Source organism: Streptomyces sp. NPDC014733, assembly GCF_043083385.1.
Taxonomy (GTDB): Bacteria; Actinomycetota; Actinomycetes; order Streptomycetales; family Streptomycetaceae; genus Streptomyces.
In genome coordinates, this window is record NZ_JBIBYO010000006.1 from 230487 (window position 1) to 256240 (window position 25754).

Here is a 25754-nt window from a genome sequence, read left to right on the forward strand (position 1 = left end):
ACCGGCCGTGGTGTGCGCAGGTGCGGGTCAGCCGCGGAGTTCGGCCATCCACGCCTCGACGTCCTCGGAGCGGCGGGGCAGCGCGGAGGAGAGGTTCCGGTTGCCGTCGGCGGTGACGAGGATGTCGTCCTCGATCCGGACACCGATGCCGCGGTACTCCTCGGGGACGGTCACATCGTCCGCCTGGAAGTACAGACCGGGCTCGACGGTCAGCACCATGCCGGGCTCCAGCGTGCCGTTGACGTACGCCTCGGTGCGGGCCGCGGCGCAGTCGTGGACGTCCAGGCCGAGCATGTGGCCGGTGCCGTGCAGCGTCCAGCGGCGCTGGAGACCCAGCTCCAGGACGCGCTCGGCCGGGCCCTCGACGAGGCCCCACTCGACCAGCTTCTCGGCCAGCACGCGCTGCGAGGCGTCGTGGAAGTCGCGGAAGTTCGCGCCCGGCTTCACCGCGGCGATACCGGCCTCCTGGGCCTCGTACACCGCGTCGTAGATCTTGCGCTGGAGGTCGGTGTAGCGGCCGTTGATCGGCAGGGTGCGGGTGACGTCCGCGGTGTAGAGGCTGGTGGTCTCCACACCGGCGTCGAGGAGCAGCAGGTCACCGGAGCGGACCGGGCCGTTGTTACGGACCCAGTGCAGCGTGGTGGCGTGCGGACCGGCGGCGCAGATCGAGCCGTAGCCGACGTCGTTGCCCTCGACGCGGGCGCGCAGGAAGAACGTGCCCTCGATGTACCGCTCGGAGGTCGCCTCGGCCTTGTCCAGGACCTTCACGACGTCCTCGAAGCCGCGGACCGTCGAGTCGACGGCCTTCTGCAGCTCGCCGATCTCGAAGTCGTCCTTCACCACGCGGGCCTCGGAGAGGTAGACGCGCAGCTCCTCGTCCCGCTCGGCGGTGACCTTGTCGCGCAGCGCCGCCTCGATGCCGGCGTCGTGACCGCGGACGACGCGGACCGGGCCGGTCGCCTCGGTCAGCGCGGCGGCCAGCTCGCGGACGTCCTTGCAGGCGACGCCGAGCAGCGCCGCGGACTCGGTGAGGCTGTTGCGGCGGCCGACCCACAGCTCGCCCATGCCGTCGAGCCAGAACTCGCCGTTCTCACGGTTGGAGCGGGGCAGCCGGTGGATCGTCGCGTCGTGGCCGTCCGCGCCGGTACGGGGCTCCAGGACCAGGACGCTGTCGTCGGTCTGGTCGCCGGTGAGGTAGACGTACTCCGTCGACGCGCGGAAGTCGTACTCGGTGTCGTTCGAGCGGGTCTTGAGGTTGCCCGCCGGGATCACCAGACGCTCGCCGGGGAAGCGCGCGGAGAGCGCGGCGCGGCGGCGAGCGGCGTTCGGCGCCTGCTCGATCGGCTTCAGGTCGCGCAGCTCGGTGTCGGCCCAGCCGCTCTGCATGCTCGCGGCGAGCTCATCCGAGACGCCCGGGTACAGGCCGTTCTTGCGCTGCTTGATCGGCTGCTCGTCCTCGTCCGGGGTCTCCGGGGTGAGCTCGTCCGTCACGGTGCCTCCTAGTAAAGACTGAACCGCACTCCATCGTATGTGCGGACGGAAAACGGTCCAGAGGGCGGAAGGTGTGACGTCTCAGGCACTTCGTCCTTCCTCGAAGTGGACGGCGAGCAGGACGACGTCCTCCGGGGAGGCCGGGTCGTCGAGCCCCTGGGGCAGCAGGCGGCCCAGCACGTGATCGATGAGGGCCTCGGGGTCCCGGCGGACGGCCCGGGGCGCCCCGGCGGCGGCCGCGTGCAGCCGGGCGAAGGCGCGGTCGGGGGAGTCGCCGGTGCGGTGCAGCAGCCCGTCGCTGTAGAGCAGCAGCGTCTCGCCGGGCGCCGGGTGGATCTCCACGCTCGGCGCCTCCCAGCAGGCCAGCATCGTCAGCGGCGCGGAGAGCGAGGTCTCGACGAACTCGGTCCGCCGCTCCCCGGTGAGCAGCGGCGGGCAGTGCCCGGCCCCGGCCAGCGTCAGCGTGCGGGGGAACGTTCCGCCGGGCCCCGCCGGCACCGCGCCGCCCGGCGCCCCGGACGACGCGCCGCCCGGCGCCTCCGTGAAGGCGAACAGCACCGTGGCGGAGCGGTCCGGCTCGGTCAGCCGCAGCAGCAGCTCCAGGTCGGAGAGGACGGCGACCGGGTCCTCGCCCTCCATCACCGCGTAGGCGCGCAGCGACGCCCGCAGCCGTCCCATCGCGGCGACCGCTTCGGGCCCGTATCCGGAGACCGCGCCGACGGCCAGCCCGAGGGCGCCGTCCGGCAGCGGCAGCGCGTCGAACCAGTCACCGCCGCCGCGCGGCCCGGTCGCGTGCCGTACCGCCAGCCGGACGCCGGGCACCCGGGGCAGCCGGTGCGGCAACAGCCCCTCGGCGACCGCCGCCGCGGCCCGCTGCTGCCGGTGCAGCTCCAGCACCCGGGTCAGATGCCCGGCGGCGTATGTGCGGTACAGGTCCAGCAGATGGCGGCGGTGATCGTCCGGCTCGGCCGGTTCGTCGTAAAGCCAGACGGCGACCCCGAGCCGCCCCACGGGCGCGGCGTCCAGCGGTACGGCGTAACTGGCCGCGTACCCGAGCCGCGTCGCGACCTCCCGCACCCGCGGATCGAGCCCCGGGGTCCCGAGGACGTCGGGCTCGGCGACCCCGGGGCGACCGGACGCGGCGGGGAGCTCCGTGTCGGCCGCGGGCACGGGGTGGCCGAGGGCGGGCTCGGTGTCGGCGGCCGGTCCGGGGCGGGCGTCGGCGCCGGGGGCGTGCGCAGGTGTGCCGTGCGCCGGGGGCGTGGGGTGCGGCCGGGCGGCGGGGGCGGTGTCCGGCACGGCGGTCGGCTCCGGGAGGCCGTCGAGCAGGCGGCCGTACGCCAGGGCGGCGCGCGGGACGGTTTCGAGCTGGCCCAGTTCGGCGTGGCAGAGGCCGAGACCGGCGGTGGTGACGGGGCCGAGGCCGTCGGCCGGTTCGAGGACGAGCAGTCCCCGGGGCGCGCCGACGAGCGTGGCGCCGGCCCGCAGCACCTCATGGAGCGCCGCGTCCGGTGTCCGGGTGCGGGTGAGCCGTTCGGTGAGGTCGTGGAGGGTCGTCAGCCCGGAGATCCAGCCTGCCATCCGGTCCTGGACGACGGCGGTCCGGTCGGGCGGCGCGGCCTCGGCGGGGGCGCCCTGCCCCGGGGAGGCGTCGGCTTCGGCGGCGTCCGGCCCCGGTGGTGTGTCGGGGGCGAAGGGGTGGCCGGCGGCCGGGGGCGCCGCGGGGGCGGCGGCAGTGTGCGCGTGTTCGGAAGAAGAAGGATCGATTCCGGCCACATTCGGGATATGGGAGGCGCTCACGAGCGGCGACGTCCGACGGGCCGGTCGTTTTCCCAGCTCAGCGCCGATTGGGGTGGGAAATGCAGCCTTTTGTTGAGCGATGTTGCGCGGCCCTGCCGCCGATTCGCTGCCCGGAATACCATCGCAAACCCCCATATCGTGCCGCTCAGCTCTCCACGCCTCCACATCTACACGGACCGGAGATGTGATGTCCAGCACTGTTCCGTGAGGGTTTGCCGCCTCCACTCACCCCTTTCGCGTGGCCTGAAAAGGGCCCTGCCCAAGGCGATTTGAGGTCGACTGGCCGCGATCGGCAGCGCGTCATATGCACGATGGCGGGTACGTACTCGGAGAGATGCGGGGCCAGTTGGGGCCGCACCGGAACCCACCGGCAGGCACGGGCGTCATTACGGAAGACGACCGCGACGCACCCACAAGTGGCGAGATCGCACCACCGCACCGCAAGCGCCCCCGGCGCGCCACCTCCCGCCACGTTCCACGCTCGGCGTACGGCGTGATGCGTTGCCCCTTCGACAACGCGGTGACCAAGCTCCACGTGGCGTGACCGGCCCCGGGCCGGACGATCGGGACGCACCACGCGCCGCGCAGCGGGATGAACCGGCATGTAGTGCGATGGACGCAACCCTCGGCGTTAACGAAAGGAACGAGCGCTCATGCGCGAGATCCTCGGCAGGCGACGCAAGTACCTGTTCCGGCGCACCGGGAAGTCGGCCCTGATCGGCGCGGCGCTCCACTGCGCCACCGAATGGCAGTGGCCGGTGGTGCCCGGCGTACGGCTCCGCTCCGGCGCCCGGCCGCCCGGCGCCCGGTCCGGACGCGGTGAACGCGCGGCGCCACGGTGCAGCTGTCCCGACGCCGGGTGCGTCGTACCGGGCGCGCACCCCTTCGAGCCCGGACTGCTCGCGGCGACCACCGACGCCCGGATGGTCCGCTGGTGGTGGACGAACCGGCCGGACGCCCCGGTGATCCTCGCCACCGGTGGCCGCGCGCCGTGTGCGGTGAGCCTCCCGGCCACCGCCGGTGCGCGGGCGCTGGCCGCCCTGGACCACTTCGGCGTCCGCCTCGGCCCGGTGGTGGCCACCCCCACCCGCGTCGCGCTGCTCGTCGCGCCGTACGACCTCGCGGAGTTGGGCGAGCTGCTGCACTCGCGGGACGAGGTGCCCAGCTCGCTGCGGTTCCACGGCGACGGCGGCTATCTGGTGCTGCCGCCCTCGCAGACCGGCGCCGGCGCGGTCCGCTGGGAGCGCGCCCCCGCCCCCACCCCCGCGGCGCCCTGGCTCCCCGACGTGGCCACGATCGTCGACGCCCTGGTCACCGCGAGCAACCGCACCCCGGACGGCAGCCGCCTCGCCTACTGAGGCGGGGCACCCGCGACCTCGATGGGCGCGCGCGTGCGGTGCGCGCGCCCCCGCGGTCCGGGCGGCCCGGTCCGCCGACCCGCCACGCAAATCACCCGGATGGCGCAGCGGTACGCGCCAGGAAATCCCGCGGCGGGGGCGGCGGCTGACGCCCTGTGACCTCGCCGGAGCCTCAGACGTGACGTCCGCCCCTCTCCGCCGCCCCGTCCCTACGCCCACCGTGTGCGGTACGGGGCAACTCCGCGGCACCCGGCGGGGATTCGCGGGCGCAAGCGCTCAGGGCAACGCCGTACAGGCCGTACGGGGCGGGGCTTCGGGGGCCGGGCGGAGCGGCGGGGGTGGCGCGCCGGGCGGCCGGAGAGGCGGGCGGGAGGCGCGGGCGCGGCGGGGACGGAACACCCGGCCGCGGACATGGAAACGCCCGGTCGCTGGCGACGGGGGATGCACCAGCGACCGGGCTCCTAGAACCGTAACAAGAGATCGGCGGTTCGCAAATTCGATCGCGGGATTCCGGACGCCTCTTTACCCGTAAGTAGAGGGGGTTGTGACGGGAGTCACGTCCGAGGCGTCCGGGGTCGTCACTGTCAGCTGAGCGTGACCTGACGGTTGGTGAGGCCGCCGCGCGCCCGGCGCTCCTCCGAGGTCAGCGGCGTCCCGTCGGTGAGCGCCTTCGCCAGCCGCTCACCGAACGCGACCGCCGGCGCCGTGACGTCCTCGGCGCTCATCGACGACGGCAGGTCCCACACCGGGACGACGAGCCCGTGCGCGCGGAACGAGCCGACCAGCCGGGTGTCCTCGCCGAGCGACGACTCCCCGGCGGCGTGCAACCGGGCCAGCGCGTCCAGCAACTGCTCCTCCGGGTGCGCGGTGACCCAGCGCAGGTGGTTCTTGCCGGGCGCCTCGCACCAGTACGCGCCCTCCAGACCGGCGATCCGGGCGGTGGGCAGCGCGGCGGCGTTCGCCCGCTCCAGGGACGCGGCGACCTCGGCGGACGCCTGGTCGGCGTTGTCCACCCAGAACTCGAACCCGGTGTGGACCTCCGGCGTGAAGGGCGCCTCGGTGTCCAGCAGGTCCTGGAGGCGCGGGCCGTCGGCGTCCGGGCGCCCGGCGGTCACCGGGGTGCCCGGCTCGGCGACCAGCGCGCGCCGCAGGGTGTCCGCGAGGTCGCGGCTGAGGTCGCCCGAGGAGGTGTCGTTCTGCAGCCCGATCAGGACCGCGCCGTCGTCCCGGCGCAGCGCGGGCCACGCCATCGGCAGCACCGTCGCCAGCGTCACCGACGGCACACCCTCGGGCAGCCCGTCCTTGAGCGTCAGCGGGACGGTCGCGGCGGGCACCAGCTCGCGCAGCGCGACCCAGTCGCACTCGCCGGGCAGCCCCTCGAAGGGGCGCCGCACCAGCTCGGTGACGGCCTGCGCCGCGCTCCGGCCGTGGCAGGCCTTGTAACGGCGGCCGGAACCGCACGGGCAGGGCTCCCGGGCGCCGACGACCGGCACCGGCCCGTCGTGGGCGGAACGGGCGGCGGCCTGGGGCTGGGGGCGGCGCTTCTTGGCCATGGCGGCGGTGTCTCCTGGTCGATCCGGTGCGTCGGGACGCGTGTCGGCGCGAGCCTAGAGGAGTACGCGCGCGGGCGCTCCGGCCGAGGGCACGGTACGCCGCGCGCAGGGTGCGCGGGCCCAGGGCCTGGCCGGATCCGGGCGGTGCGGAACGGCTGTGGCGCGGGGTGCGCGGGGTGCGGGCCGACCGGGGGCGGGAGCGGGCACCTCGGGGGCGCGTGGCGCAGGGCGCGCGCCGGGGCCGCCGTCCTCCCGCCCGCCGTCTCAGTGCGGTGGCAGCGGGTCGTCGAGGTCCGGGAAGGCGGACAGGTCGGCGAGGTCCGACAGCTCGGGCAGGCCCGGCAGACCGGCCCGGGCGGCAGGACCGCCGCGCTCCGCGTACGTGGCCTCCGGGCTCGGACTCGGGGCGGGGACGGTGGCGGACGCCGTGGCCGTCGGCGTCCTCGCGACGCGGTCGGCGAAGGCGTCCCGCAGCGACAGCTCGGCCCAGACCGTCGTCTCGCCCTCGATCACGTCGCGCACCCCCCAGTCGCGGGAGAGCGAACGGATGATGGCCAGGCCCCGGCCGCCACGGGCGGTGATCGAGGGCGTGGCCGGACGGGGACGGGTCGGCCCGCCGCCGTCGGTGACCGCGACCGTCAGCCGCTCCCGGTCGTCCACCCGCCAGGAGGCGAGCACCGCCTCGTACGGCGCCTCCCCGCGGTCGTCCTCCGGCCCGTACGCGGCGCCCTTCTGGCGCGGCCCGTACGCACCGCCGCGGCAGGCACCGTACGCACCGCCCGGGTGCCCGGAGCCGTCGCGCACCGTGTCGGGCAGATGCTTCGCGTCCAGCGGGCGGGCATGCCGGCAGGCATTGCTCAACAGCTCGGACAGCACCAGCGCCGCATCATCGATGACCGTGTCCGGAATTCCTCTTGCCGACAGCTCGCCGCGCATGCGTCGCCTGGCCATGCCCACGCCCGCCGGACCATGGGGTACGGCCATGATCGACGACGTCGGCACCTCCTGTGCCACCATCAACGCCACCCCCGAGACCTCCTTTGCCCCACGCCACGGGATGAATTCCCCAATGGACTGGACCGGAAACCGGCCACATACCGAGCAGTGACGCATCCGACATGTGGTCCCACAGGGCGCAGGCGCGGGCGCGCGGGCGGAGGGGGCGGCTACCCGAGGCCGAGCTGGTTCCGTACCTGTTTCGGGCGGTTCGTGATGACCGCGTCCACGCCGAGATCGCGGCAGAGCGCGACATCCTCGGGCTCGTTGACCGTCCACACATGGACGCGGTGCCCGGCACGGTGGGCGCGTTCGACGTACTCCGGGTGGGCGCGCAGGATCCGGATCCCGGGGCCGGCGATGGCGACGCCGGGCGGCAGCCGCCCGTCGCGGAGGCGCGGCGTGAGGAACTGCATCAGATACACCGACGGGATCTCCGGCGCCGCGGCCCGCAACCGGTGCAGCGAACGGGCCGAGAAACTCATCACCCGCACCGCGGGCCGCTCCGCCGCCGGGCGCCCCGGCCGGGCGGTGTGCCCGAAGCGGCCGAGGAGGGTCACCAGACGCTCCTCCACCTGTCCGGCCCAGCGGGTGGGGTGTTTGGTCTCGACGGCCAGCTCGACGCGCCGGTCGGCGTCCGCGACCAGCTCCAGGAGCCGCTCCAGGGTCAGCACGCCCGTCCGCTCCGGGTCCGCGTACCGCAGGTCCGGCGCCTCCGGCTCGTCCGGCGCGGCCTTCCAGGAGCCGAAGTCGAGCGTGGCGAGATCGGCCAGCTCCAGGGCGGAGACGGCGCCGCGCCCGTTGGAGGTGCGGTTGACCCGCCGGTCGTGCACGCACACCAGGTGGCCGTCGGCGGTGAGCCGGACATCGCACTCCAGGGCGTCCGCGCCGTCCTCGATGGCCTTCCGGTACGCGGCGAGCGTGTGCTCCGGCGCGTCCTCGGACGCGCCCCGGTGGGCGACGACGGACGGGGTGGGACGGCCCGGACCGGAGTCCTGGGCGGGGCGTGCACAGTTCACCGCGTTATCGTGCCATCCGCCGTCCCGGGGCCGCCCCGCGCTGACCGGGGACGGCTACAGGGGATGCGCCGTACAGGTCCGGCACCAAGGATGGGGACGGTCACAGCCTCGCCTTACGGTGCGCTGACGCACGGTGGGAAAGGCTGAGGCCGAGGCCGCCCCGGACCGGCCGGGACTCGCCCGGACCGCCGGGATCCGGAATCCTGGAGCCCGGTTCGTGGTCCCGCGGACGCGTCCCCGGCACCGAGGACCGGAACGTCCGGACACCGGAGCCCGGCCCCGTACCGCGGCGGACCGGAGCGCCACAGGGCGCCCCGGCCGACCGGACGCCCAGGGGCGGGCCGCGGGCCGGCACAGTCGTGAGCGAGGAGAGAGCTGTGAGCACCGAGAACGAGGGCGCTTCCGTCCCGCCGGAGGCCGAGCCGCAAACGGCGCCCCAGGCGCCGGCCGGCGCACCCACGTCCGCCTCCGCCGCCCCGGCTGCCCCGTCGGCCCCGGGCACCCCGCCCCCGCCCACGGCGGCCCCGGCCCCCGGGTTCGCCCCTGGCGGAGAGCCCGGACCCACGGCGCCCGGTGGCACGGCTTCCGGACCCGCCGCGTCCGGTCCCCCCGCCGGTCCTGCCGCCTCCGGCCAGGAGCCGCCGCACGGCCCGGCCGGGCACCCCGGTGCGCCGGGGCCCGGCGCCTCCGGCCCGTCCGCCCCCGGCGCGTACGGCGCTCCGGGCGCCCCCGGTGGTGAGCCCACCGCTCAGCTGCCGTCGTACGGCGGTGGCGGCGGCTGGGGCGGACAGCAGCCCCCGTACGGCGGCGGTGGCGGCGGCAACGGCTGGGGCGCCCCGGACGCGCAGCCGCCCCGGCGGCGCAGCGGCGGACTCGTCGCCGCGGTGCTGGTGGCCGCGCTGGTCGCGGGCGGTGTCGGCGGCGGTATCGGCTTCTGGGCCGCGGGCCGCGACGACCACGCCTCGACGACGGTCACCGGTTCCGGCGACACCGGCGCCCTCAACCGCAAGCCGACCTCCGTCGCCGGGATAGCGGCGAAGGCGCTGCCCAGCGTCGTCACCATCGAGGCGCAGGGCGCGACCGGCGAGGGCGGCACCGGCACCGGCTTCGTCTACGACAAGCAGGGCCACATCCTCACCAACAACCACGTCGTCGCCAGCGCCGCCGAAGGCGGCCGGCTCACCGCGACGTTCTCCGACGGCAAGAAGTACGCCGCCGAGGTCGTCGGCCGGGCCCAGGGCTACGACGTCGCCGTCATCAAGCTGAAGAACGCCTCGGGCGCCAAGCTGAACCCGCTGCCGCTCGGCAAGTCCTCCCAGGTACAGGTCGGCGACGCCACCATCGCCATCGGCGCCCCCTTCGGCCTCTCCGGCACCGTCACCACCGGCATCATCAGCGCCAAGGACCGCCCGGTCGCCTCCAGCGACGGCGGCGGCTCCAGCGCCTCGTACATGAGCGCCCTGCAGACCGACGCGTCCATCAACCCCGGCAACTCCGGCGGCCCCCTGATGGACGCCGGCGGCAACGTCATCGGCATCAACTCCGCGATCCAGTCGGCCGGCAACGGCGGCATGGGCGGCGAGGGCGAACAGTCCGGCAGCATCGGCCTGGGCTTCGCCATCCCGATCGACCAGGCCCGCCGCGTCGCCCAGGACCTGATCCGTACGGGCCAGCCGATCTACCCGCAGATCGGCGTCCAGGTCTCGATGAAGGACACCGGCAACGGCGCGACCATCGCCGAGACCGGAAACGGCGGCTCCGACTCCGTCACCCCGAACGGCCCGGCGGACCGCGCGGGCCTGCGCCCCGGCGACACGATCACCAAACTCGACGACACCGTCATCGACAGCGGCCCCACCCTGATCAGCGAGATCTGGCAGCACAAGCCCGGCGACAAGATCACCCTGACCTTCCAGCGCAACGGCAAGGAGCACACCGCCGAAGTCACCCTGGGCCAGCGCACAGGAGACAAGTGACGCGCTACCCTGACCCCGCGGCACCGCCCGGCGCTGCCGCGGGGAGGCTTGCCCGAGCGGCCTAAGGGAACAGTCTTGAAAACTGTCGTGAGGTGATCCCTCACCGTGGGTTCAAATCCCACAGCCTCCGCAGGTATACGGCCCCTGACCTGGGATTTCCCGGTCAGGGGCCGCTTTCTTTTTCCAGCGCCATTGGCCCGGCGCTGACCGCTCATGGCCGCGTGCGGCCGCGCTGTCTGGCACGGGTGTGGCACGTGCAGAGGGTTCACGCTGCCTGGGGCGGGCGCTGGCGGCCGGGTGCTTAAGTGCCCCGGCTTCTGATCGCCTCGTGGGGGCCGGTGAGGCCATCCGCTGTCTCCGCCTTCGCCACGAGCAGCTGTGTGAAAGGGCTGGCGCAGTGATATCAGCTGCGCCACATGGCGCACTGTATGCGTTTCCATCGCAAAATCTTGGATGTTGTCATCTTTTAGCTTGAGGCTCAGCCGAGCTTTATGGAAAAGCCGATGCGACTGTCAGTCAAGCAAAAGTTGTGTGCAGCGTTTTTCTCCCTAGCCGTCATGGGGGCGGTGACCACTCCGCTCGCTCCTGCGGATGGAAAAGGTGACGGTAAGGAGTGCGAGCACGGCAAGTGTAAAGCGATCCGGGATATCAACAACGGAAATTCATATAACTTCCAGGGTGTCGGAAGTATCACCGCCACCGGGCCGACGCCTCCCCCGCCGGAGCCGTGCAGCACTGGCTCGCAGGACAACAACATCGTCTATACGGCCATGCCTGCGGACATCCTGAAGTGCTCCCAGGTGCCTAGCCTCGGATACGAGGCGACGGGCACGAGCGAGTTCGGCGATGAGGATGGTCCCCTTCCCGTTGGTCGTAATCTCACGCAACTGCGGGTGCTTTTCCAAAGCTATGGTTGCAGCGTTAGCGGGCACTGGAATACCGGTAACTGCGTCACCAACTCCGGTGCGACGTTCACGCACCCCATCACGGCGAAGATCTACGCGGTGGACAACTCCTCGGGTACCCCCGCTCCGGGCGCTCTCCTGGCGTCGGTGACCCAGACGCAGACGATCGCCTACCGGCCGTCGGCAGATCTGACCAACTGCACAGGCACCGACGCGGGCAAGTTCCTGAACACGAACACCGGACTGTGCGCCAACTCGATCGGGCAACTGCTGACTTTCAACTTCCCGACAGGGACTACGCTCCCCTCGCAGGTCATCTGGACTGTGGCGTTCAACACCACCCATTACGGCAATCCACCAATCGGTGAAAACACTGCCTGCTTCACCTCCAACCCCGGCTGCGGGTACGACTCCCTCAACGTCGGCGTCTTCAGCTTCGCCGGAGCGCCGTACCGGGGAACCGACATCGACCCCAGTGGGGCCTTCCTGAAATCGGCTGTTCCCTCCAGCTACTGCGACGGCGGCACCGGCGGCACCGGCGTTCTGCGCCTGGACACGCCCTGCTGGGCCGGCTACCGCCCACTTGGAGAGATCAGAGCAGCCTGACCAAGGCCTCGCCCGGGTGAGACTCCGCCACTCAACCTGAGCACCGCCCAATTACGGTGACCAGCATGGCCGAATGCCCCACGGTTTCGGTGGCGCGGTGAAGCTGAATTGGCTCGCGGTGTCCGCACACTAGTCCACCTCATCTCGATTCGAGTGATCCCGAGGAGGTCACAACATGAGGAAACCGAAAATGAATGCGCTTCGCGCGCTGATCGTCGGCGGCGTCATGCTCGCAGTGATGGGTTGCCCCTTGGCCTATGCCGACGGTCGAGGTGACGACGGAAGCGTCATCAGCGACATCAACAACGGAAACTCGTACAATTACCAGGGCGTCGGAAATCTCACCCTGGAAAACGTTCTGGGAAGCGGCGCCGATTCGCTGCTTCTCGCGCCGATCCGTACTCTGGCCGGCCGTCTGGCCTTCTGACCCACGCCTTCCGAAGCATCCGCCGGTTCTACCGGCGGGCCTTCTGGTTTTTCCGGGTACTGGCATAACCGAATAAAGCAAGGTGGCTTCGTTCACTTCACCGGCAGCCCTTAGAGCCTGTAACACGATCTTGAGGGCTCGTGCAGGCAAACTGCGGCCGACGCCATCGCCCCGGTTTTGGGTGGAAGTAATACATCCGGGAAAGCGCGAGCTGGTCAGTCGGACCGGCCGAGATCCTTGCCGTAGCAGATCTCGACGTACAGACCCGTGCAGTACGCCGGGATCTCGTGGTAGCCGTGGCGGACGTACAGCGAGCGGGCCTCAACCAGGTCGAGGCGGGTGTTGAGGACCGTCCGGGAGGCGCCGAGTAGGCGTGCCTCACTCTCCAGCAGCTCCAGCAGGAGGCTGGCGCCCTTCTTGCCTCGGAAGGCGGGACGCAGGTAAATGCGGGTGAGCTCGGCGCGCTCGGGATCCAACATCAGCAGCCCGCCGCAGGCGACAGCCTCCCCGCCGAAGCGACCCACGACGAACTGGCCCGTGGGCGGCGTCAACAGTTCCACGCCGTCGTTGGCCAGGCCCTGGTCGATCTCCTCAGAGGTCGCGGGTCGCTTCCAGTAGCGGCTGGCGACCTCGTCGTAGTAGTCACGGCGCAGGCGGGTCGCGACCACTGTGCCGAAGGCTTCGGGGGCCAGCTGCCAGGTCATGAGAGTTCTATGGCCGAGGTGCGCCGCCTTCACCAATCGATTTCGGCGGCAGGAACTCGTAAGACGATCACGACCGGGCCTTCTTGAGGCGTCTCCAGCAGATGAGGCTGCAGGCCAGGGCGACGAAGGCGTCGTGGAATTCGGTTCGGCGTTCCCATTGGACGGCGAGGCGTCTGAACTGGTGGAGCAGGGCGAAGGTCTCCTCGACGACGTACCGGAGTTCGCCCAGGTCCTTGATGTCGGGTGCGCCCTTGCGTGAGATGACCGGCAGGATCCGGCGCTTGCGCAGCTCGCGGCGGTTGGGTTTGGAGTCGTAGCCCTTGTCGCCGAGAAGTGCGTCGGGTCGGCGGTGAGGGCGGCCGGGCCGTCCAGCCACGGGCGGGGCCAGTCCAGTTCGCCCGCCGCGTTGTGTTCGGCGAGCAGATCGTGTTACGGGCTTTCAGGGTGAGCCCACCCTGCCAGTGCAGGACCGCCTTTCCCAGGTTCTGTCAGAAAGTGATGCCCATATCAGGGCATTGGAGGGATGCTGCGACGCCTTATGCGAATTCTCGGGGGCTCACCGGTCGGTTTGTTGCGGGGTCCCGCCCATGCCTGGCAGGCGGCCCCGCTTCCGCCGGGATGACCCGGCCCGGCGGCCCGAACGACGCCACCGGCGTCACCGTCACCGACCAACTCCCCGACGGTCTCGCGTTCCTGTCCGCCGACGGCGTCGGCGGCTACGATCCGGCCACCGGGGTGTGGCGCGTGGGCGAATTCGCCGACGGCGCCGCCACCACGCTCGTCCTGCGGGCCAAGGCCACCCGGGCCGGCCGGATCACCAACACCGCCACGGCCGCGGCCAACGAGACGGACCCCGACACCAGCAACAACACCGACACGGTCCTCGGCTGCGCCGAACCGGCCTCCGCCTGCTGCAACCCCTGCGCCACCGACGACTGAGGTGTGTCGCCTCGCCGCTCCCCAGGGTGTGGTTCTCCGGGCGGGTCCACTACGGAAGCCGCACCCTGTCCCCTGGCCCCGCCACGCCTGATTTCCGTGCCGCGCGTGATCTCCGTGCGCGGACCACGACTGCCCGCCGCTCGCCGAACGCCCCACCTCCTGGCGGGCCTCCGCAGGTGGACGGTCCCCGGCCGGAGACTCCCGGCCGGGGCTGAAGCTCATGGTGTTCGCGGGGGCGGTCGGGATCAGATATGATCATGATGCAACTTCGCCTCCGGGAACGGCGGGTGGAGCGTGCGTCTGTGGTCCAAGGAAAGACGCCCACCAACCGGTGGGAAATGTAGGTGCAAGGCCTGCCGGGCGCTCTGGAGAAGGTCCCTTCCTCGTGATGAGGAGGGGACCTTTTGCGTGTGCCTTGAGTTTCTTGTGTGCTTGAGTGCGTTGCCTTGTGTCTGTTGAGGGGCGGCCGGGGGCGGTTCGGTGATGGGGTACGTCGAAGCAGGGGGTATCGCGTATGGGTGAGGTCACGTTCCGGTTTTCGCGGAGCGAAGCAGCGAGGCGGTTTCGGGCGTTGCCGGGGCATGAGGCATGGGGAGCCCTTCAATCGAGGACGAACGGGGTCACCGACGAACTGGTGCTGGCCCGGGTTCATCGCTACAGCGGAAGCAGCGACCGCGAGCCGGCCTTCACCCTGACGACGGCGGAAGAGCCCGTCCGGACGCTGTGCACCGTCACTCCGCAGCCAGTTGCCGCGTACTCCCGGGCCGCATACGCGGTGCATGACGGAGCCGGCCGCTGCGCGGGCCGGATCGTCCGCGGGGGCTCTTCGCCGGGAATTCGGCGGCAATGGCGGATCGAGGATGAGGGGAATCGGTGCAGTGCGGTCGCCCGTAAGGGGAATATCCGCGGTTGGATCGCGTATTGGGCGTTCTCACCTCTGTGGGCCGTCCTGGCGGTGGTCTATCTGGTGGGCGGTGACCTGCACCCGGGCCGTTCGCTGTGGGGCAAGCCTCAGCGTGCCCGCTGGCGGGTGCGGGGCGGGGACGGTGCGCGGAAGGTCGGCCTCGACTTCCATGACGGCCTGTACCGCGCAGACACCGGAGCGCTGGATGCGAGGCTCGTCTATACGCAGGCCGTGCTGTACGGCGTGCAGGTGGCTGCGGGGGAGAGGAAAAGCCGCTGACCACCGGTCGGAGTGGCGGGAATGGCCGGAGCGGTCGGGGTGGTGGGGCAGCCGGTGCCGAGGCTGTTGCCTGGGCGCTCATCGCGCCGGAGGGGTCAGCCTCGGGACGCAGGTGATCCCGGCCGGGCCATGAACCCCCGTTCGGCGAGGGGTGGCAGGCCGAGGCGGGCGCCGGTGTCCTCGTCGAAGGCGTCGAGGAAATCGTGTAGGGCGTCTGCCAGTTGGGGCAGGGAGTCGACGGCGAAGAGGACCTGTTGGTAGCCCGCCACCTGGTACGGGAGGCGGACGAGGTCGGGGATGCGGAAGGGGCGGATGGTGGCGCGGGGGAAGTGGGCCAGTTCGCCGTAGGAGGAGAGGAGGGCGGCGCCGTAGACCTTGGGGTGCCCGTTCTCCCGGGCGAGGCCGTATTCGAGGGTGAACCAGTAGACGCGGCTGATCAGGTCCAGGGCGTCAACCGACCGCACGCGGGCGGCGGCGCGGCCGACGGTGCGGTAGAGGTCGGCGAACCAGGGGTCGGAGAGGTGGATCCCGTGGCCGAAGACGTCGTGGAGGATGTCGGGTTCCGGGGTGTAGAGCGGCATCGCGGGGTGGCGGACGTACTGGACGGCGTGGAAGTAGCCGTCCGCCATGGCACCCAGGAAGCGCTTGTTCGGGACGATGCCGCCGGCGAGCGTGAAACGGAATCCGGTCAGCGGTTGCAGGCGGTCGGAGACCTCTTCGTGCTGCGGGATGCGGTCGGCGGGGATCGGCGCCGTCTCGCGGGCCCGTAGCACCGCCCGGCACACGCGTCCCTGTTGCGCCTCGGTGAGGGCGGCGTGCACGGTGCGCCAGGTGGCGTGTTCGGTGACCTCGTACGCGACCGGGGGCGAGGGGGCGCCGACGCGGTGGCCCTTGGCCGCGGCCACGATCGCGTTCCGGCGGCTGACGTAGGCGTGATCGGCGAACGAGGGGTGGTCCTCGGCGCGGCCGAGGCGCACACCGTGGGGATCCAGCGGGGTCTGGTTCAGCCAATCGATCACAGGGGCATCCTGCACGGCCGGTGGGGTGGGGGAAAGGATTCGGGGCCGTGTGCCGTGTGGCTCCGGGGGTGTCGGGAGCGGCGCCGGTCGCGCCCTGGGCCCGTCGTCCTGCCGGGCCGTGGCCGGATCGCTCCCTTGTCGGTGGTCGGTGGGCCTGTCACACAGGTCGGAGGCGGACGACAGGGGAGGGGGCTCCGGATGTCCGGGGTGGGTGGTGGTCAGGGGATGCCGTCGGAGTGGGCGGTGGAACGGTTCGGGCGGCATGCGGGGCGGCTCGCGGCGGTGGTTCCGGAGGCGTTGGCCAGGGCGCATGGGACCGCTCGTGCGGCGCATCACGCGGCGGGGCTGAAGAAACGCAGCCCTTACGGGGTCACCCTGGCGGAGGCTGTGCGCGAAAATCTGGCGGATGCGGCGCGGGCGCTGGGCGAGGCCGTGCGTGACGTGCGGGGATACGAGTACGCCGTGATCCACGAGTGCGCGCTCTTCCCCTTCAAGTACGCCGACCGGCCCCGGCCGCTCGCCCGTGCCCGGCTGGGTACCGGCGCCTCCCCGACGCGCCGCCGGCTGCTCCTGGGGCACGGGCCGCAGCCGGACGACGGGCTGTTCCCCCTCGGCGACGACCTGAAGACCGAGAGGTACGAGGAGCTGCACGAGACCTTCGAGGCGTTGGGCGCCGCCGCCAAGCTGGTCTGCCTGTTCTTCACCGCGAACGCGGAGGACGGCATCCACGCCATCCACTGGGGCGACGCCCGCCTCGAACCCGACCGCACCTTCACCTGGCTCCACAGCGAGCAGCTGCCCGTCGCGCCTCCGCGCCCGGCGTGAGCGCGGGCCGGGGCCCGGGCCAGGCGTGAGCGCGGGCCGGGCCGTTCCTCCGGCCCCGGTCGGTTGTCAGTGCCCCGTGTCACTCTGGGGGTATGACGGTGGAGGAGCTCGTGCGGCTGCGGCGGGTGCGGGATCTGGTGGATCGGGAGTATGCCCGGCCGCTGGACGTCCCGGCCCTGGCGCGGGTCGCGCTGATGTCCGCGGGGCACTTCTCGCGGAGCTTTCGGGCGGCCTTCGGGGAGACGCCGTACGGGTATGTCATGACGCGGCGGATCGAGCGGGCGAAGGCGTTGCTGCGGCGCGGGGACCTGTCGGTGACCGAGGTCTGTTTCGCGGTCGGGTGCACCTCGCTCGGCTCGTTCAGCTCGCGCTTCACGGAGCTGGTGGGGGAGAGCCCGAGCGCCTACCGGGCCCGTGACCACGAGGCGGCGGCCGCGGTGCCGCCGTGCATCGCGAAGATCTTCACGCGGCCGGTGCGGAGGCGGGAGATAGCCGGGGGCGGGGCTGCCGGAGCCGGCGTCGGAGCCGGTGCTGGTGCCGCCGGGGCCCGTTCCGGAGCCGTCGCCCGCACCGCCTCGCCAGGCCCGTGACCCGGCGGCCTCGCGGGCGCGCACTCCGCTCCCGCCGAACCCGTCACGATTGGAGAAGCGGATCCGGCCGTCGGACCGTAGCGTCGGGCGCATGGACATCACGCTTTCGCAGTGCTTCATCGCCGTCGACGATCACGACCGGGCGCTCGCCTTCTACCGGGACGTTCTGGGCCTTGAGGTACGGAACGACGTCGGGTTCGAGGGGATGCGGTGGGTGACCGTCGGGTCGCCGTCGCAGCCGGGGGTGAACATCGTCCTCGAACCGCCGCTCGCCGATCCGAACGCGTCGCCCGCCGACCGGCAGGCCATGGCGGAGCTGCTGGCCAAGGGGCTGCTGCGCGGGGTGATCTTCGCGACCGACGACTGCGACGCCACCTTCGAGCGGATCCGGGCCGCGGGCGGCGAGGTGCTCCAGGAGCCGGTCGACCAGCCGTACGGCGTGCGGGACTGCGCCTTCCGGGACCCGGCCGGGAACATGCTGCGCTTCACCCAGGCGCGGTCGTAGAGACGGACACGCCGGAGACGGACACGCCGGAGACGGACACGCCGGAGACGGACACGCCGGAGACGGACACGCCGGAGACGGACACGCCGGAGACGCGAGCGAAGCACACGAGAACGAAGCAGACGAGGGCGAAGCACACGAGAGCACGGAAGACGTAGCAGGCGTAGAAGACCTAGCAGGCGCAGGCGCAGGAGGCGGGACGTGGTGGGGATGCAGGGGAGAGGGATATGAGCAGGGGCACGGGTACGCGAGCGGGTACGGGCGGCGGGGCGGCGGGGCAGGCGGCGGGTGGCCGGCATCTCGCGGACAGCCACGAGATGATCCGGGTGCACGGTGCGCGGGTGAACAATCTGCGGGGCGTCGACATCGAGATCCCCAAGCGGCGGCTCACGGTGTTCACCGGGGTGTCCGGGTCGGGGAAGAGTTCGCTGGTGTTCGACACGATCGCCGCGGAGTCGCAGCGGCTGATCAACGAGACGTACAGCGCGTTCCTCCAGGGCTTCATGGCGAGTCCGGTGCGGCCCGAGGCCGATGTGCTGGACGGGCTGACCACCGTGATCAGCGTCGACCAGCAGCGGATGGGCGCCGACCCGCGGTCCACGGTCGGCACCGTCACCGACGCCAACGCGATGCTGCGGATCCTCTTCAGCCGGCTGGCGAAGCCGTACGTCGGTCCGCCCGGGGCGTTCGCGTTCAATGTGCCGTCGGTGTCGGCGGCGGGCGCGATCACCGTGGGGAACGGCAAGAAGGAGAAGGTCACCTTCAACAAGGTGGGCGGGATGTGCCCGGGCTGCGAGGGGCGCGGCACGGTCTCCGCCCTCGATCCGGCGCAGCTCTACGACGACACGAAGTCGATCAACGAGGGCGCGTTCACCATCCCCGGCTACACCGGCGGTGGCTGGAACTCCCGCCTCTACGCGGAGTCCGGTTTCTTCGACCCGGACAAGCCGATCAAGAAGTTCACCGAGCAGGAACTGCACGATCTGCTGCACCACGAGCCGGTGCGGATGAAGATCGCCGGGATCAACATGACCTACGAGGGCCTGATCCCGCGCATCCGGAAGTCGATGCTCGCCAAGGACAAGGAGGCGATGCAGTCGCACGTCCGGGCGTTCGTGGAGCGCGCGGTCACCTTCACGCCCTGCCCCGAGTGCGACGGGACGCGGCTCGCCGCGCACGCCCGGTCCGCCACGATCGGGAAGCTCTCGATCGCGGACGCCTGCCGGATGGAGATCCGGGACCTCGCGGAGTGGGTCCGCACCCTTCAGGAACCCTCCGTACGGCCGCTGCTCACCGCGCTCGGGCAGAGCCTCGACTCCTTCGTGGAGATCGGGCTCGGCTATCTCTCCCTGGACCGCCCCGCGGGCACCCTGTCGGGCGGTGAGGCGCAGCGCGTCAAGATGGTCCGCCACCTGGGGTCGTCGCTCACCGATGTCACCTATGTCTTCGACGAGCCGACCGCGGGGCTGCACCCGCACGACATCCGGCGGATGAACGAGCTGCTGCTGCGGCTGCGCGACAAGGGCAACACCGTGCTGGTCGTCGAGCACAAGCCGGAGGTCATCGAGATCGCCGACCACGTCGTCGACCTGGGGCCCGGCGCCGGTACGGGCGGCGGCACGGTCTGCTACGAGGGGGACGTCGCCGGGCTGCGCGGCAGTGACACCGTCACCGGGCGCCATCTCGACGACCGCGCCCGGATCAAGGCGGCGGTACGGGAGCCGGCCGGTGCGCTGGAGATCCGCGGCGCGCACGCCAACAACCTCCGGGACGTGGACGTCGATCTGCCGCTCGGAGTGCTCACCGTGATCACCGGTGTCGCGGGCTCCGGCAAGAGTTCGCTGGTGCACGGCTCGATCCCGGAGGAGCTGGGCGTCATCTCCGTCGACCAGAGCCCGATCCGCGGGTCGCGGCGGAGCAACCCGGCGACGTACACCGGGCTGCTCGACCCGATCCGTAAGGCGTTCGCCAAGGCCAACGGGGTCAAGCCGGCGCTCTTCAGCGCCAACTCCGAGGGCGCCTGCCCGACGTGCAACGGCGCCGGGGTGATCTACACCGATCTGGCGATGATGGCCGGGGTGGCCAGCACCTGCGAGGACTGCGAGGGGCGGCGCTTCGACGCCGCGGTCCTGGAGTACCGGCTCGGCGGGCGGGACATCGCCGAGGTGCTGGCGATGCCGGTCGCCGAGGCGCTGGCGTTCTTCGCCGCCGGGGAGGCGCGAACCCCCGCCGCCCACAAGGTTCTTGAGCGGCTGGCCGATGTCGGCCTCGGCTATCTCACCCTCGGGCAGCCGCTCACCACGCTCTCCGGAGGGGAACGCCAGCGCCTGAAGCTGGCCACCCACATGGCCGACAAGGGCGGTGTCTACGTCCTGGACGAGCCGACGACCGGTCTGCATCTGGCGGATGTCGAGCAACTCCTCGGGCTGCTCGACCGGTTGGTCGACTCCGGTAAGTCCGTGATCGTCATCGAGCACCACCAGGCGGTCATGGCGCATGCGGACTGGATCGTCGATCTGGGGCCCGGCGCGGGGCACGACGGTGGCCGGGTCGTCTTCGAGGGGACGCCCGCCGCGCTCGTCGCCGCGCGTTCCACCGTGACCGGCGAGCATCTGGCGGCGTACGTGGGGGAATGACGGGCGGGCGGAGCGGGCCGGTGCGGCGGGGCCGGTGGTGCCGGCCGGCCCTGCCGCCTGCCCGTGACGTCGCAGGTCAGGCGGGGTGTGTGCCGTTCGCTCTGCCCGTGGCGAATCTGCGGCGGGCAGAGAAGCGGTACCGGGCGGGCGTCCGGGGCGAAGAGTGGGGTCGACGGCGTTCCTGCCCCGATGAGGAGATCGGATGACTCCACTCACCACCCGTCCGCCCCGCGCGGAGGACGGCGACACCCCGCCCAGCCGCTTCGACGACCATCTCGCGACCCAGCTGCTCGCCCAGCGCATCGTCCTCCTCGGTACCCAGGTCGACGACGTGTCGGCCAACCGGGTGTGCGCCCAGCTTCTGTTGCTGTCGGCGGACGATCCGCGCACCGACATCTGCCTGTACGTCAACAGCCCCGGTGGTTCGGTCTCCGCGGGCCTGGCGATCTTCGACACGATGCGCCTCATCCCGAACGATGTCGCGACGCTGGCGATGGGGTTCGCCGCCAGCATGGGACAGTTCCTGGTCACCGTGGGGGCGCCCGGCAAGCGGTTCGCGCTGCCGCATGCGCGGATCATGATGCATCAGCCGTCGGCGGGCATCGGCGGCACCGTCGCGGACATCGAAATCCAGGCGGAGAACCACCAGTTCACCAAGGAGACCCTCGCGCGGATCACCGCCGAGCACACCGGGCAGAGCGAGGAGACGATCATGCGGGACGGCGACCGCGACCGCTGGTTCACTGCCGAACAGGCCCGGGAGTACGGCATGGTGGACCGGGTGGTGGAGTCGCTCGCCGACATCCGCCCGACCACGGCGCACCGACGGATGGGGCTGTGACATGGGGGCGTACACGGTTCCTTACGTCACCGAGCGGACGCCGCAGGGCGAGCGGTCCTCCGATGTCTTCAGCCGGCTGCTGAACGAGCGGATCATCTTCGTCGGGACCGAGATCGACGACGGGGTCGCCAATGTGGTCATCGCGCAGCTCCTGCACCTGGAGTCGGCGAGCCCGGAGAGCGAGATCTCGCTCTACCTCAACTCGCCCGGCGGCTCGTTCACCTCGCTGATGGCGATCTACGACACGATGACCTACGTACGGGCGCCGATCTCCACCTGCTGTGTCGGGCAGGCGGCGTCGTCGGCGGCGGTGCTGCTGGCCGGTGGCGACCCCGGGCGGCGGTTCGTGCTGGAGCATGCGCGGGTACTGCTCGGCCAGCCCGCCAGCGGCGGACAGCAGGGCACCGTCTCCGACCTGGGCCTCGCCGCCAAGGAGATGGCCCGTATCCGGGCGCAGGCCGAGGAGGTGCTGTCCCGGCACACCCACCACGACGTGGCGACGCTCCGCGCGGACATGGACCGGGACAAGGTGCTCACCGCCGAGGAAGCCGTCGCCTACGGGCTCGCCGACGAGGTGCTGAGCCGACGGCTCCTCCCTGCCTGACCTGCGGGTTCGGCAGTCGGTCGGCGCTGCGGCGGTGCCCCGCCGCAGCGGCCGCGGTCCGTCAGGCGGCGAGGCCGAGGGCGTCGTACCGGGCCGTGGGCGAGGTGCGGCTGCGGCCCGTCCGGCTGCGGCCCGCCCGGCCGCGGACGTGCCGGGTCAGCTCGTCCTGGGTGAGCGAGAGCAGGTCGGCGAGGTCGAGCCCGAGGGCCCGGGCGGCGGCCGCGAGCACCTCGGACGACGCCTCCTTGCGGCCGCGCTCCAGCTCCGAGAGGTACGGCATCGAGATCCGGGCGGCCTCCGCGACCTCCTTCAACGTGCGCTGCTGGGCCAGCCGTTCGCGCCGCAGCGCATGGCCGACGAGGTCGCGCCACAGGGGCTCGCGGGGCGCGGGCGCCGGTGGGTCGCCGGCCGGTCGCCGCGGCGGGTGCGTCGCCGCGCCGGAACCCGGCCGGGAGGGCTGAGAGGGCTGGGAGGGCTGCGGGCGCAGCGGGATGACGTGGGCTTCGTTCCGCGCATGAGTGCTCACCCCTTCAGCGTAGGGATCCGGGGCGCCGGGGGAAGGGCGCGGCGTTCCGCCCTGGGTGAAGCGGGGCGGAACGCCGCGGGGCGGGGCTTGGCGCGAGCCGGGGGGCCTTGCCGGGCGAGCCCTGCCGCGGGGCCTCCCGGCCGCGTCCGGCGGAGGCGGACGGGGGACCGGCCGAGGGGCCGATTCCGGCCCCGGGCGGCGCCTCGCCCGCCTCCCGGCCGCGTCCGGCGGCGCCTCACCTCCCGAGGCATTCACGCCACCACCCCTGACCTGACTATTCCCGGTCAGGAGTGCTTTTCTGCCCAGATTTTGACGGGGCGTCGGCCCTTTCTGCTGTAAATTCCGACCGCTTTCCGCGACGCCCCGCAGGGTGCTCGGGAGCCGTTTGTCCTCGCTGTTTTAACGCTGCATTACACCACCGCGACGTCGGTTGACCGGGTTTGCCGGACCGTGTGCGATGACCGGGAAACGATTCCCGGGCGGCGGTACCGCGCCCACCTTTCCCGCGCACCCGGAAGGACACGATGACCGTCATAAGACGTACCCGCGCACGCGAACTCGTGCACGAGGGCACTCTGGCGCTCGCCGAGGGGGGAAGCCCTCGCCGTGCACGTACCGCACTTCATCCCCGACGAGGTGGTGAAAGCCGTACGCGAGGAGGTGCTGCCCCATCCGGACAGCGTGGAACTCGTCAACCGCAGTGCGTTCGGCGAGCTGACCACCGCCGTAGCCGACACCGTTCAGCGCTCCAATTTCCGCGGTGTCCCTCCTCAGGAGGCGTATGCCCGTGCGTTGCGCGCCGGTGACGACCGGCGGGCGCGCGACGAGGAAATCCTCGGCCGACTCACCGTCCCCACGCAGGTGTTGCGGTGGGACGAGGCGGTGAAGGTCCCGGATCATGCGGGATTCCGGCGCCGACCGCGGTGATGGCGGCGCTGTCGCCGTTCGTGGGGCGGCTCACCGACCGGTTCGGGCCGCGCCGGCTGCTGCTGACCGGCTTCGCGCTGTTCACCGTCGCGGCGCTGCTGTTCACCCGGCTCACCGCGGACGCGCCGCTCACCGTGATCGTGGCGGCGCTGGTGGCGATGGGCCTGGCCTGGGGCTGTGCGCTGGGCCCGGCCACCGTCTCGGCGCTGTCGTCGGTGCCGGAGCGGCAGGCGGGCCTGGCGATGGGTTCGTCCTGGACGTTCCACAACCTGGGCGGCGCGATCGGCCTCGCGGTCGGCATCGTCCTCTACCGGGTGCGGGCGGACGCGTATCTGACGTCGGAGCTCGGCGCGCAGGGCGGTTCCTGGACGCGGGAGGTCGCCGCCGGCCCGGAGCGGGCCGCGGCGCTGCTGACGCGGCACACCTCGCTCGCTCCGACGGAGGTCACCGACCTCTTCCAGCGGATGTTCGCGCACGGTACCCAGGCCGCGATGTGGCTGGTGGCGGGGGTGTCCGTCGTGGCGCTGCTGGCCCTCGGCGGGATCTCGCTCGTCGACCGGCGGCGGGGCGGCGCGGACGCGGCGGACGGTCCGGCGGTCTGAGGCCCGCGTCCCGGCGGGGAGATGCCGCTGTCCGCCGGATGTCCCGGGGGCAGCGGCATCGGCCGTCGGCGGGCGGTCAGACCGTGAAGTAGTTGTTCCACGCGTCGACGAGGGCCTGGCGGACGGACGCCGGCATGTTCGGGGTGTTGAAGGTGCCGGTGACGCCGTAGTAGTAATACTGATTGTCGTTGGTCGCCATGTGGTCCTGGCCGGGAACGTCGACGTGCCGGCTGAAATGGATGTTGGCGAATTGCGCGAAAACGGTGCACACGTAGTACACCCAGTTTCCCGTGTTGTTCTCCTTGGAGTTACTGATCGTCCAGTCCGACATGGACACGGTGGTACTCCCTTTCCGGCGTCGTGCGCGGTGCGGTCGAGGCGCCGGCGGCACGGCCGAGGGAACGGCCGCCGGTGCCCGGTGGGTCACTTCGCGGAAAGGGTGATGTCGCCGGTCATGCTGACGGTCATGCCGTAGTCCTGCGGACTGCTGTGGACCTCGGCGAGGACGAACTCCCCGCTACCGTCGTTCCACTGGCCTTTGACCTTCCAGTCCTCGTCCCACACGATGCAGTTGCCGCGGCCCGTCTGGACGTTGAGCGGGTTGTCCTTGTGCTGCGAGATCCAGGCGTACACCCCGCCGTCGTACGTCCTGGGCCCCACGGACCTGCTGTCGCCGGGGTGCTCCTTGTTGACGAAGGAGACCTGGGAGTTCGACTGGTTGTCGCAGCCCCTGATGCCGGTGGTCATGAAAACCCCCCTGAGTCGGTTCGTGGCGACCAGGAAACTACCGGCGGGCCGGGTGCGGAACGGCCCGGCAATCCTTTGGCCGAGAGTGCCGAGATGGCGGTACGGAAACTCTTGCGGAGATTCCCGGATTGCTGTGGCGGGGCCGGAAAGGCCGCTTTTCGTGGAATACCGGCGGCGGAATTCGTCCGGGTGTCCAGCCGTCTCGGAATTCTTCGTACGCGTTCGGGGGGAATGCGCCGGGCGGCGGTGGAGCGGAAAGATGGTACGGGTGGGGGTTTGCTTCGGGCGGGACGGTTCCGGTGCTGATCGGGGCGGTACGGTGGAGTGGCGGAATCGGTTCTGCGAAACGTACCGGCGGCGCGGCCCGTGGCGGGCCCGAAAACGTCGGAAGGCCGAAAGTGAACGGTGGGGGAGCGGGTCTGATGCGTGGTGGAACGGGTGGCGGACGGCGCTTCGGCGCGGTGACCGTACGGCGGGCCACGCCCCGGGACGCCCGCCGCCTGAGCCGGCTGGTCCGGACGTCGCGCGCGTACGAGGGCCCGTACGCGTCGATGGTCGAGGGGTACCGCGTCGGGCCCGACTACATCGAGACGCACCGGGTCTTCGTCGCGGAGGCGGCGGGGGTGCCGGAGGCCGGGCGGGCGGCGGACGGGGCCGGCCGCCGGGTGCTCGGGTTCTACGCGCTGGTGCTCGATCCGCCGGAGCTGGATCTGCTGTTCGTCGCCGACGAGGCGCAGGGGCTGGGCGTCGGGCGGCGGCTCGTCGCCCATCTGCGGGCGGAGGCCCGCCGGGCCGGCCTCGACCGGGTGCGGGTGGTCTCCCATCCGCCCGCCGAGGGGTTCTACCGGAGCGTCGGTGCCCGGCCGGTCGGCGTGGTCCGGGCGCGGCCGCCGGCGGTGCGGTGGGACCGGCCGGAGCTGGTGATCGAGGTCGCGGAGGCGTCGGACGGGGCGTGAGGCGGGCCCGTGGCGGCCC

The 25754-nt window shown here is 71.9% G+C and carries 26 protein-coding genes and 1 tRNA gene; 16 read left to right on the forward strand and 11 right to left on the reverse strand.

Annotated features, from left to right (window positions below):
- Window positions 1-27: 27 nt before the first annotated feature.
- Both ACF1BH_RS16975 and ACF1BH_RS16980 read right to left on the reverse strand, forming a co-directional pair.
- A complete protein-coding gene (locus tag ACF1BH_RS16975) occupies window positions 28-1491 on the reverse strand; it encodes an aminopeptidase P family protein (protein WP_391643254.1) in 1464 nt (487 codons plus the stop codon).
- Between the two features lie 81 nt (window positions 1492-1572).
- Window positions 1573-3072: a PP2C family protein-serine/threonine phosphatase gene (locus ACF1BH_RS16980; protein ID WP_391643368.1), complete on the reverse strand. Its 1500-nt coding sequence runs from the start codon at window positions 3070-3072 to the stop codon at window positions 1573-1575.
- Between the two features lie 872 nt (window positions 3073-3944).
- On the opposite strand from ACF1BH_RS16980, the gene ACF1BH_RS16985 reads away from it, so the two are divergent.
- Window positions 3945-4649 (forward strand): bifunctional DNA primase/polymerase, encoded by a 705-nt coding sequence (locus ACF1BH_RS16985; protein ID WP_391643255.1) that lies wholly within the window; start codon window positions 3945-3947, stop codon window positions 4647-4649.
- Window positions 4650-5233: 584 nt separating this feature from the next.
- Here ACF1BH_RS16985 and ACF1BH_RS16990 read toward each other — a convergent pair.
- The 3 genes from ACF1BH_RS16990 to ACF1BH_RS17000 form a co-directional block, all read right to left on the reverse strand.
- A complete protein-coding gene (locus tag ACF1BH_RS16990) occupies window positions 5234-6202 on the reverse strand; it encodes a DUF5926 family protein (protein ID WP_391643256.1) in 969 nt (322 codons plus the stop codon).
- A gap of 264 nt (window positions 6203-6466) precedes the next feature.
- Complete coding sequence (locus ACF1BH_RS16995) at window positions 6467-7315, reverse strand: ATP-binding protein (protein ID WP_391643257.1); 849 nt, start codon at window positions 7313-7315, stop codon at window positions 6467-6469.
- Between the two features lie 53 nt (window positions 7316-7368).
- Window positions 7369-8217, reverse strand: coding sequence for a glycerophosphodiester phosphodiesterase (locus ACF1BH_RS17000; protein ID WP_391643258.1), 849 nt, complete (start codon window positions 8215-8217; stop codon window positions 7369-7371).
- A 377-nt stretch (window positions 8218-8594) separates the two neighbouring features.
- Between ACF1BH_RS17000 and ACF1BH_RS17005 the strand changes: the two genes are divergently transcribed.
- The 4 genes from ACF1BH_RS17005 to ACF1BH_RS17020 all read left to right on the forward strand — a co-directional run bounded on the left by ACF1BH_RS17005 (window position 8595) and on the right by ACF1BH_RS17020 (window position 12131).
- Window positions 8595-10193: a trypsin-like peptidase domain-containing protein gene (locus tag ACF1BH_RS17005; protein ID WP_391643259.1), complete on the forward strand. Its 1599-nt coding sequence runs from the start codon at window positions 8595-8597 to the stop codon at window positions 10191-10193.
- A gap of 42 nt (window positions 10194-10235) precedes the next feature.
- Window positions 10236-10323: transfer RNA gene (locus ACF1BH_RS17010), tRNA-Ser, on the forward strand.
- A gap of 373 nt (window positions 10324-10696) precedes the next feature.
- Entirely contained in the window at window positions 10697-11704 is a 1008-nt protein-coding gene (locus tag ACF1BH_RS17015) for a hypothetical protein (protein WP_391643260.1), read from the forward strand.
- Window positions 11705-11879: 175 nt separating this feature from the next.
- Window positions 11880-12131, forward strand: a complete 252-nt coding sequence (locus tag ACF1BH_RS17020) for a hypothetical protein (RefSeq protein ID WP_391643261.1) — start codon at window positions 11880-11882, stop codon at window positions 12129-12131.
- 215 nt (window positions 12132-12346) lie between these two features.
- Here ACF1BH_RS17020 and ACF1BH_RS17025 read toward each other — a convergent pair whose 3' ends face one another.
- Both ACF1BH_RS17025 and ACF1BH_RS17030 read right to left on the reverse strand, forming a co-directional pair.
- Complete coding sequence (locus ACF1BH_RS17025; RefSeq protein ID WP_391643262.1) at window positions 12347-12835, reverse strand: GNAT family N-acetyltransferase; 489 nt, start codon at window positions 12833-12835, stop codon at window positions 12347-12349.
- A gap of 67 nt (window positions 12836-12902) precedes the next feature.
- The gene (locus tag ACF1BH_RS17030) at window positions 12903-13211 is read right to left on the reverse strand and encodes a transposase (protein WP_391643263.1); all 309 of its coding nucleotides are present in this window, start codon (window positions 13209-13211) and stop codon (window positions 12903-12905) included.
- A gap of 242 nt (window positions 13212-13453) precedes the next feature.
- Between ACF1BH_RS17030 and ACF1BH_RS17035 the strand changes: the two genes are divergently transcribed.
- Both ACF1BH_RS17035 and ACF1BH_RS17040 read left to right on the forward strand, forming a co-directional pair.
- Entirely contained in the window at window positions 13454-13774 is a 321-nt protein-coding gene (locus tag ACF1BH_RS17035) for a DUF11 domain-containing protein (RefSeq protein ID WP_391643264.1), read from the forward strand.
- Between the two features lie 514 nt (window positions 13775-14288).
- The gene (locus ACF1BH_RS17040) at window positions 14289-14957 is read left to right on the forward strand and encodes a hypothetical protein (RefSeq protein WP_391643265.1); all 669 of its coding nucleotides are present in this window, start codon (window positions 14289-14291) and stop codon (window positions 14955-14957) included.
- Between the two features lie 95 nt (window positions 14958-15052).
- On the opposite strand, the gene ACF1BH_RS17045 is transcribed toward ACF1BH_RS17040, so the two are convergent.
- Entirely contained in the window at window positions 15053-15976 is a 924-nt protein-coding gene (locus ACF1BH_RS17045) for a phenylalanine 4-monooxygenase (protein WP_391643266.1), read from the reverse strand.
- A 387-nt stretch (window positions 15977-16363) separates the two neighbouring features.
- On the opposite strand from ACF1BH_RS17045, the gene ACF1BH_RS17050 reads away from it, so the two are divergent.
- The 6 genes from ACF1BH_RS17050 (at window position 16364) to ACF1BH_RS17075 (ending at window position 21977) form a co-directional block, all read left to right on the forward strand.
- Window positions 16364-16801: a hypothetical protein gene (locus tag ACF1BH_RS17050; RefSeq protein WP_391643267.1), complete on the forward strand. Its 438-nt coding sequence runs from the start codon at window positions 16364-16366 to the stop codon at window positions 16799-16801.
- 92 nt (window positions 16802-16893) lie between these two features.
- Window positions 16894-17391: a helix-turn-helix transcriptional regulator gene (locus ACF1BH_RS17055; protein WP_391643268.1), complete on the forward strand. Its 498-nt coding sequence runs from the start codon at window positions 16894-16896 to the stop codon at window positions 17389-17391.
- Between the two features lie 91 nt (window positions 17392-17482).
- Entirely contained in the window at window positions 17483-17896 is a 414-nt protein-coding gene (locus ACF1BH_RS17060) for a VOC family protein (protein ID WP_030288615.1), read from the forward strand.
- 317 nt (window positions 17897-18213) lie between these two features.
- Window positions 18214-20532, forward strand: coding sequence for an ATP-binding cassette domain-containing protein (locus tag ACF1BH_RS17065; RefSeq protein WP_391643369.1), 2319 nt, complete (start codon window positions 18214-18216; stop codon window positions 20530-20532).
- Window positions 20533-20734: 202 nt separating this feature from the next.
- Complete coding sequence (locus tag ACF1BH_RS17070) at window positions 20735-21373, forward strand: ATP-dependent Clp protease proteolytic subunit (RefSeq protein ID WP_391643269.1); 639 nt, start codon at window positions 20735-20737, stop codon at window positions 21371-21373.
- A gap of 1 nt (window position 21374) precedes the next feature.
- The gene (locus ACF1BH_RS17075) at window positions 21375-21977 is read left to right on the forward strand and encodes a ClpP family protease (RefSeq protein ID WP_391643270.1); all 603 of its coding nucleotides are present in this window, start codon (window positions 21375-21377) and stop codon (window positions 21975-21977) included.
- Window positions 21978-22038: 61 nt separating this feature from the next.
- On the opposite strand, the gene ACF1BH_RS17080 is transcribed toward ACF1BH_RS17075, so the two are convergent.
- Window positions 22039-22503, reverse strand: a complete 465-nt coding sequence (locus tag ACF1BH_RS17080) for a helix-turn-helix domain-containing protein (protein ID WP_391643271.1) — start codon at window positions 22501-22503, stop codon at window positions 22039-22041.
- A gap of 606 nt (window positions 22504-23109) precedes the next feature.
- On the opposite strand from ACF1BH_RS17080, the gene ACF1BH_RS17085 reads away from it, so the two are divergent.
- Window positions 23110-23430 carry a hypothetical protein gene (locus ACF1BH_RS17085; RefSeq protein ID WP_391643272.1) on the forward strand — a complete coding sequence of 107 codons (321 nt, stop codon included), beginning with the start codon at window positions 23110-23112 and terminating at the stop codon, window positions 23428-23430.
- Entirely contained in the window at window positions 23430-24032 is a 603-nt protein-coding gene (locus tag ACF1BH_RS17090) for an MFS transporter (protein ID WP_391643273.1), read from the forward strand. The genes ACF1BH_RS17085 and ACF1BH_RS17090 overlap by 1 nt, the downstream gene beginning before the upstream one ends.
- Window positions 24033-24108: 76 nt before the next feature.
- On the opposite strand, the gene ACF1BH_RS17095 is transcribed toward ACF1BH_RS17090, so the two are convergent.
- Window positions 24109-24363, reverse strand: a complete 255-nt coding sequence (locus ACF1BH_RS17095) for a hypothetical protein (protein ID WP_391643274.1) — start codon at window positions 24361-24363, stop codon at window positions 24109-24111.
- Window positions 24364-24455: 92 nt separating this feature from the next.
- Window positions 24456-24779: a hypothetical protein gene (locus tag ACF1BH_RS17100; RefSeq protein WP_391643275.1), complete on the reverse strand. Its 324-nt coding sequence runs from the start codon at window positions 24777-24779 to the stop codon at window positions 24456-24458.
- Window positions 24780-25201: 422 nt separating this feature from the next.
- On the opposite strand from ACF1BH_RS17100, the gene ACF1BH_RS17105 reads away from it, so the two are divergent.
- A complete protein-coding gene (locus ACF1BH_RS17105; protein ID WP_391643276.1) occupies window positions 25202-25735 on the forward strand; it encodes a GNAT family N-acetyltransferase in 534 nt (177 codons plus the stop codon).
- Window positions 25736-25754 lie beyond the last annotated feature (19 nt).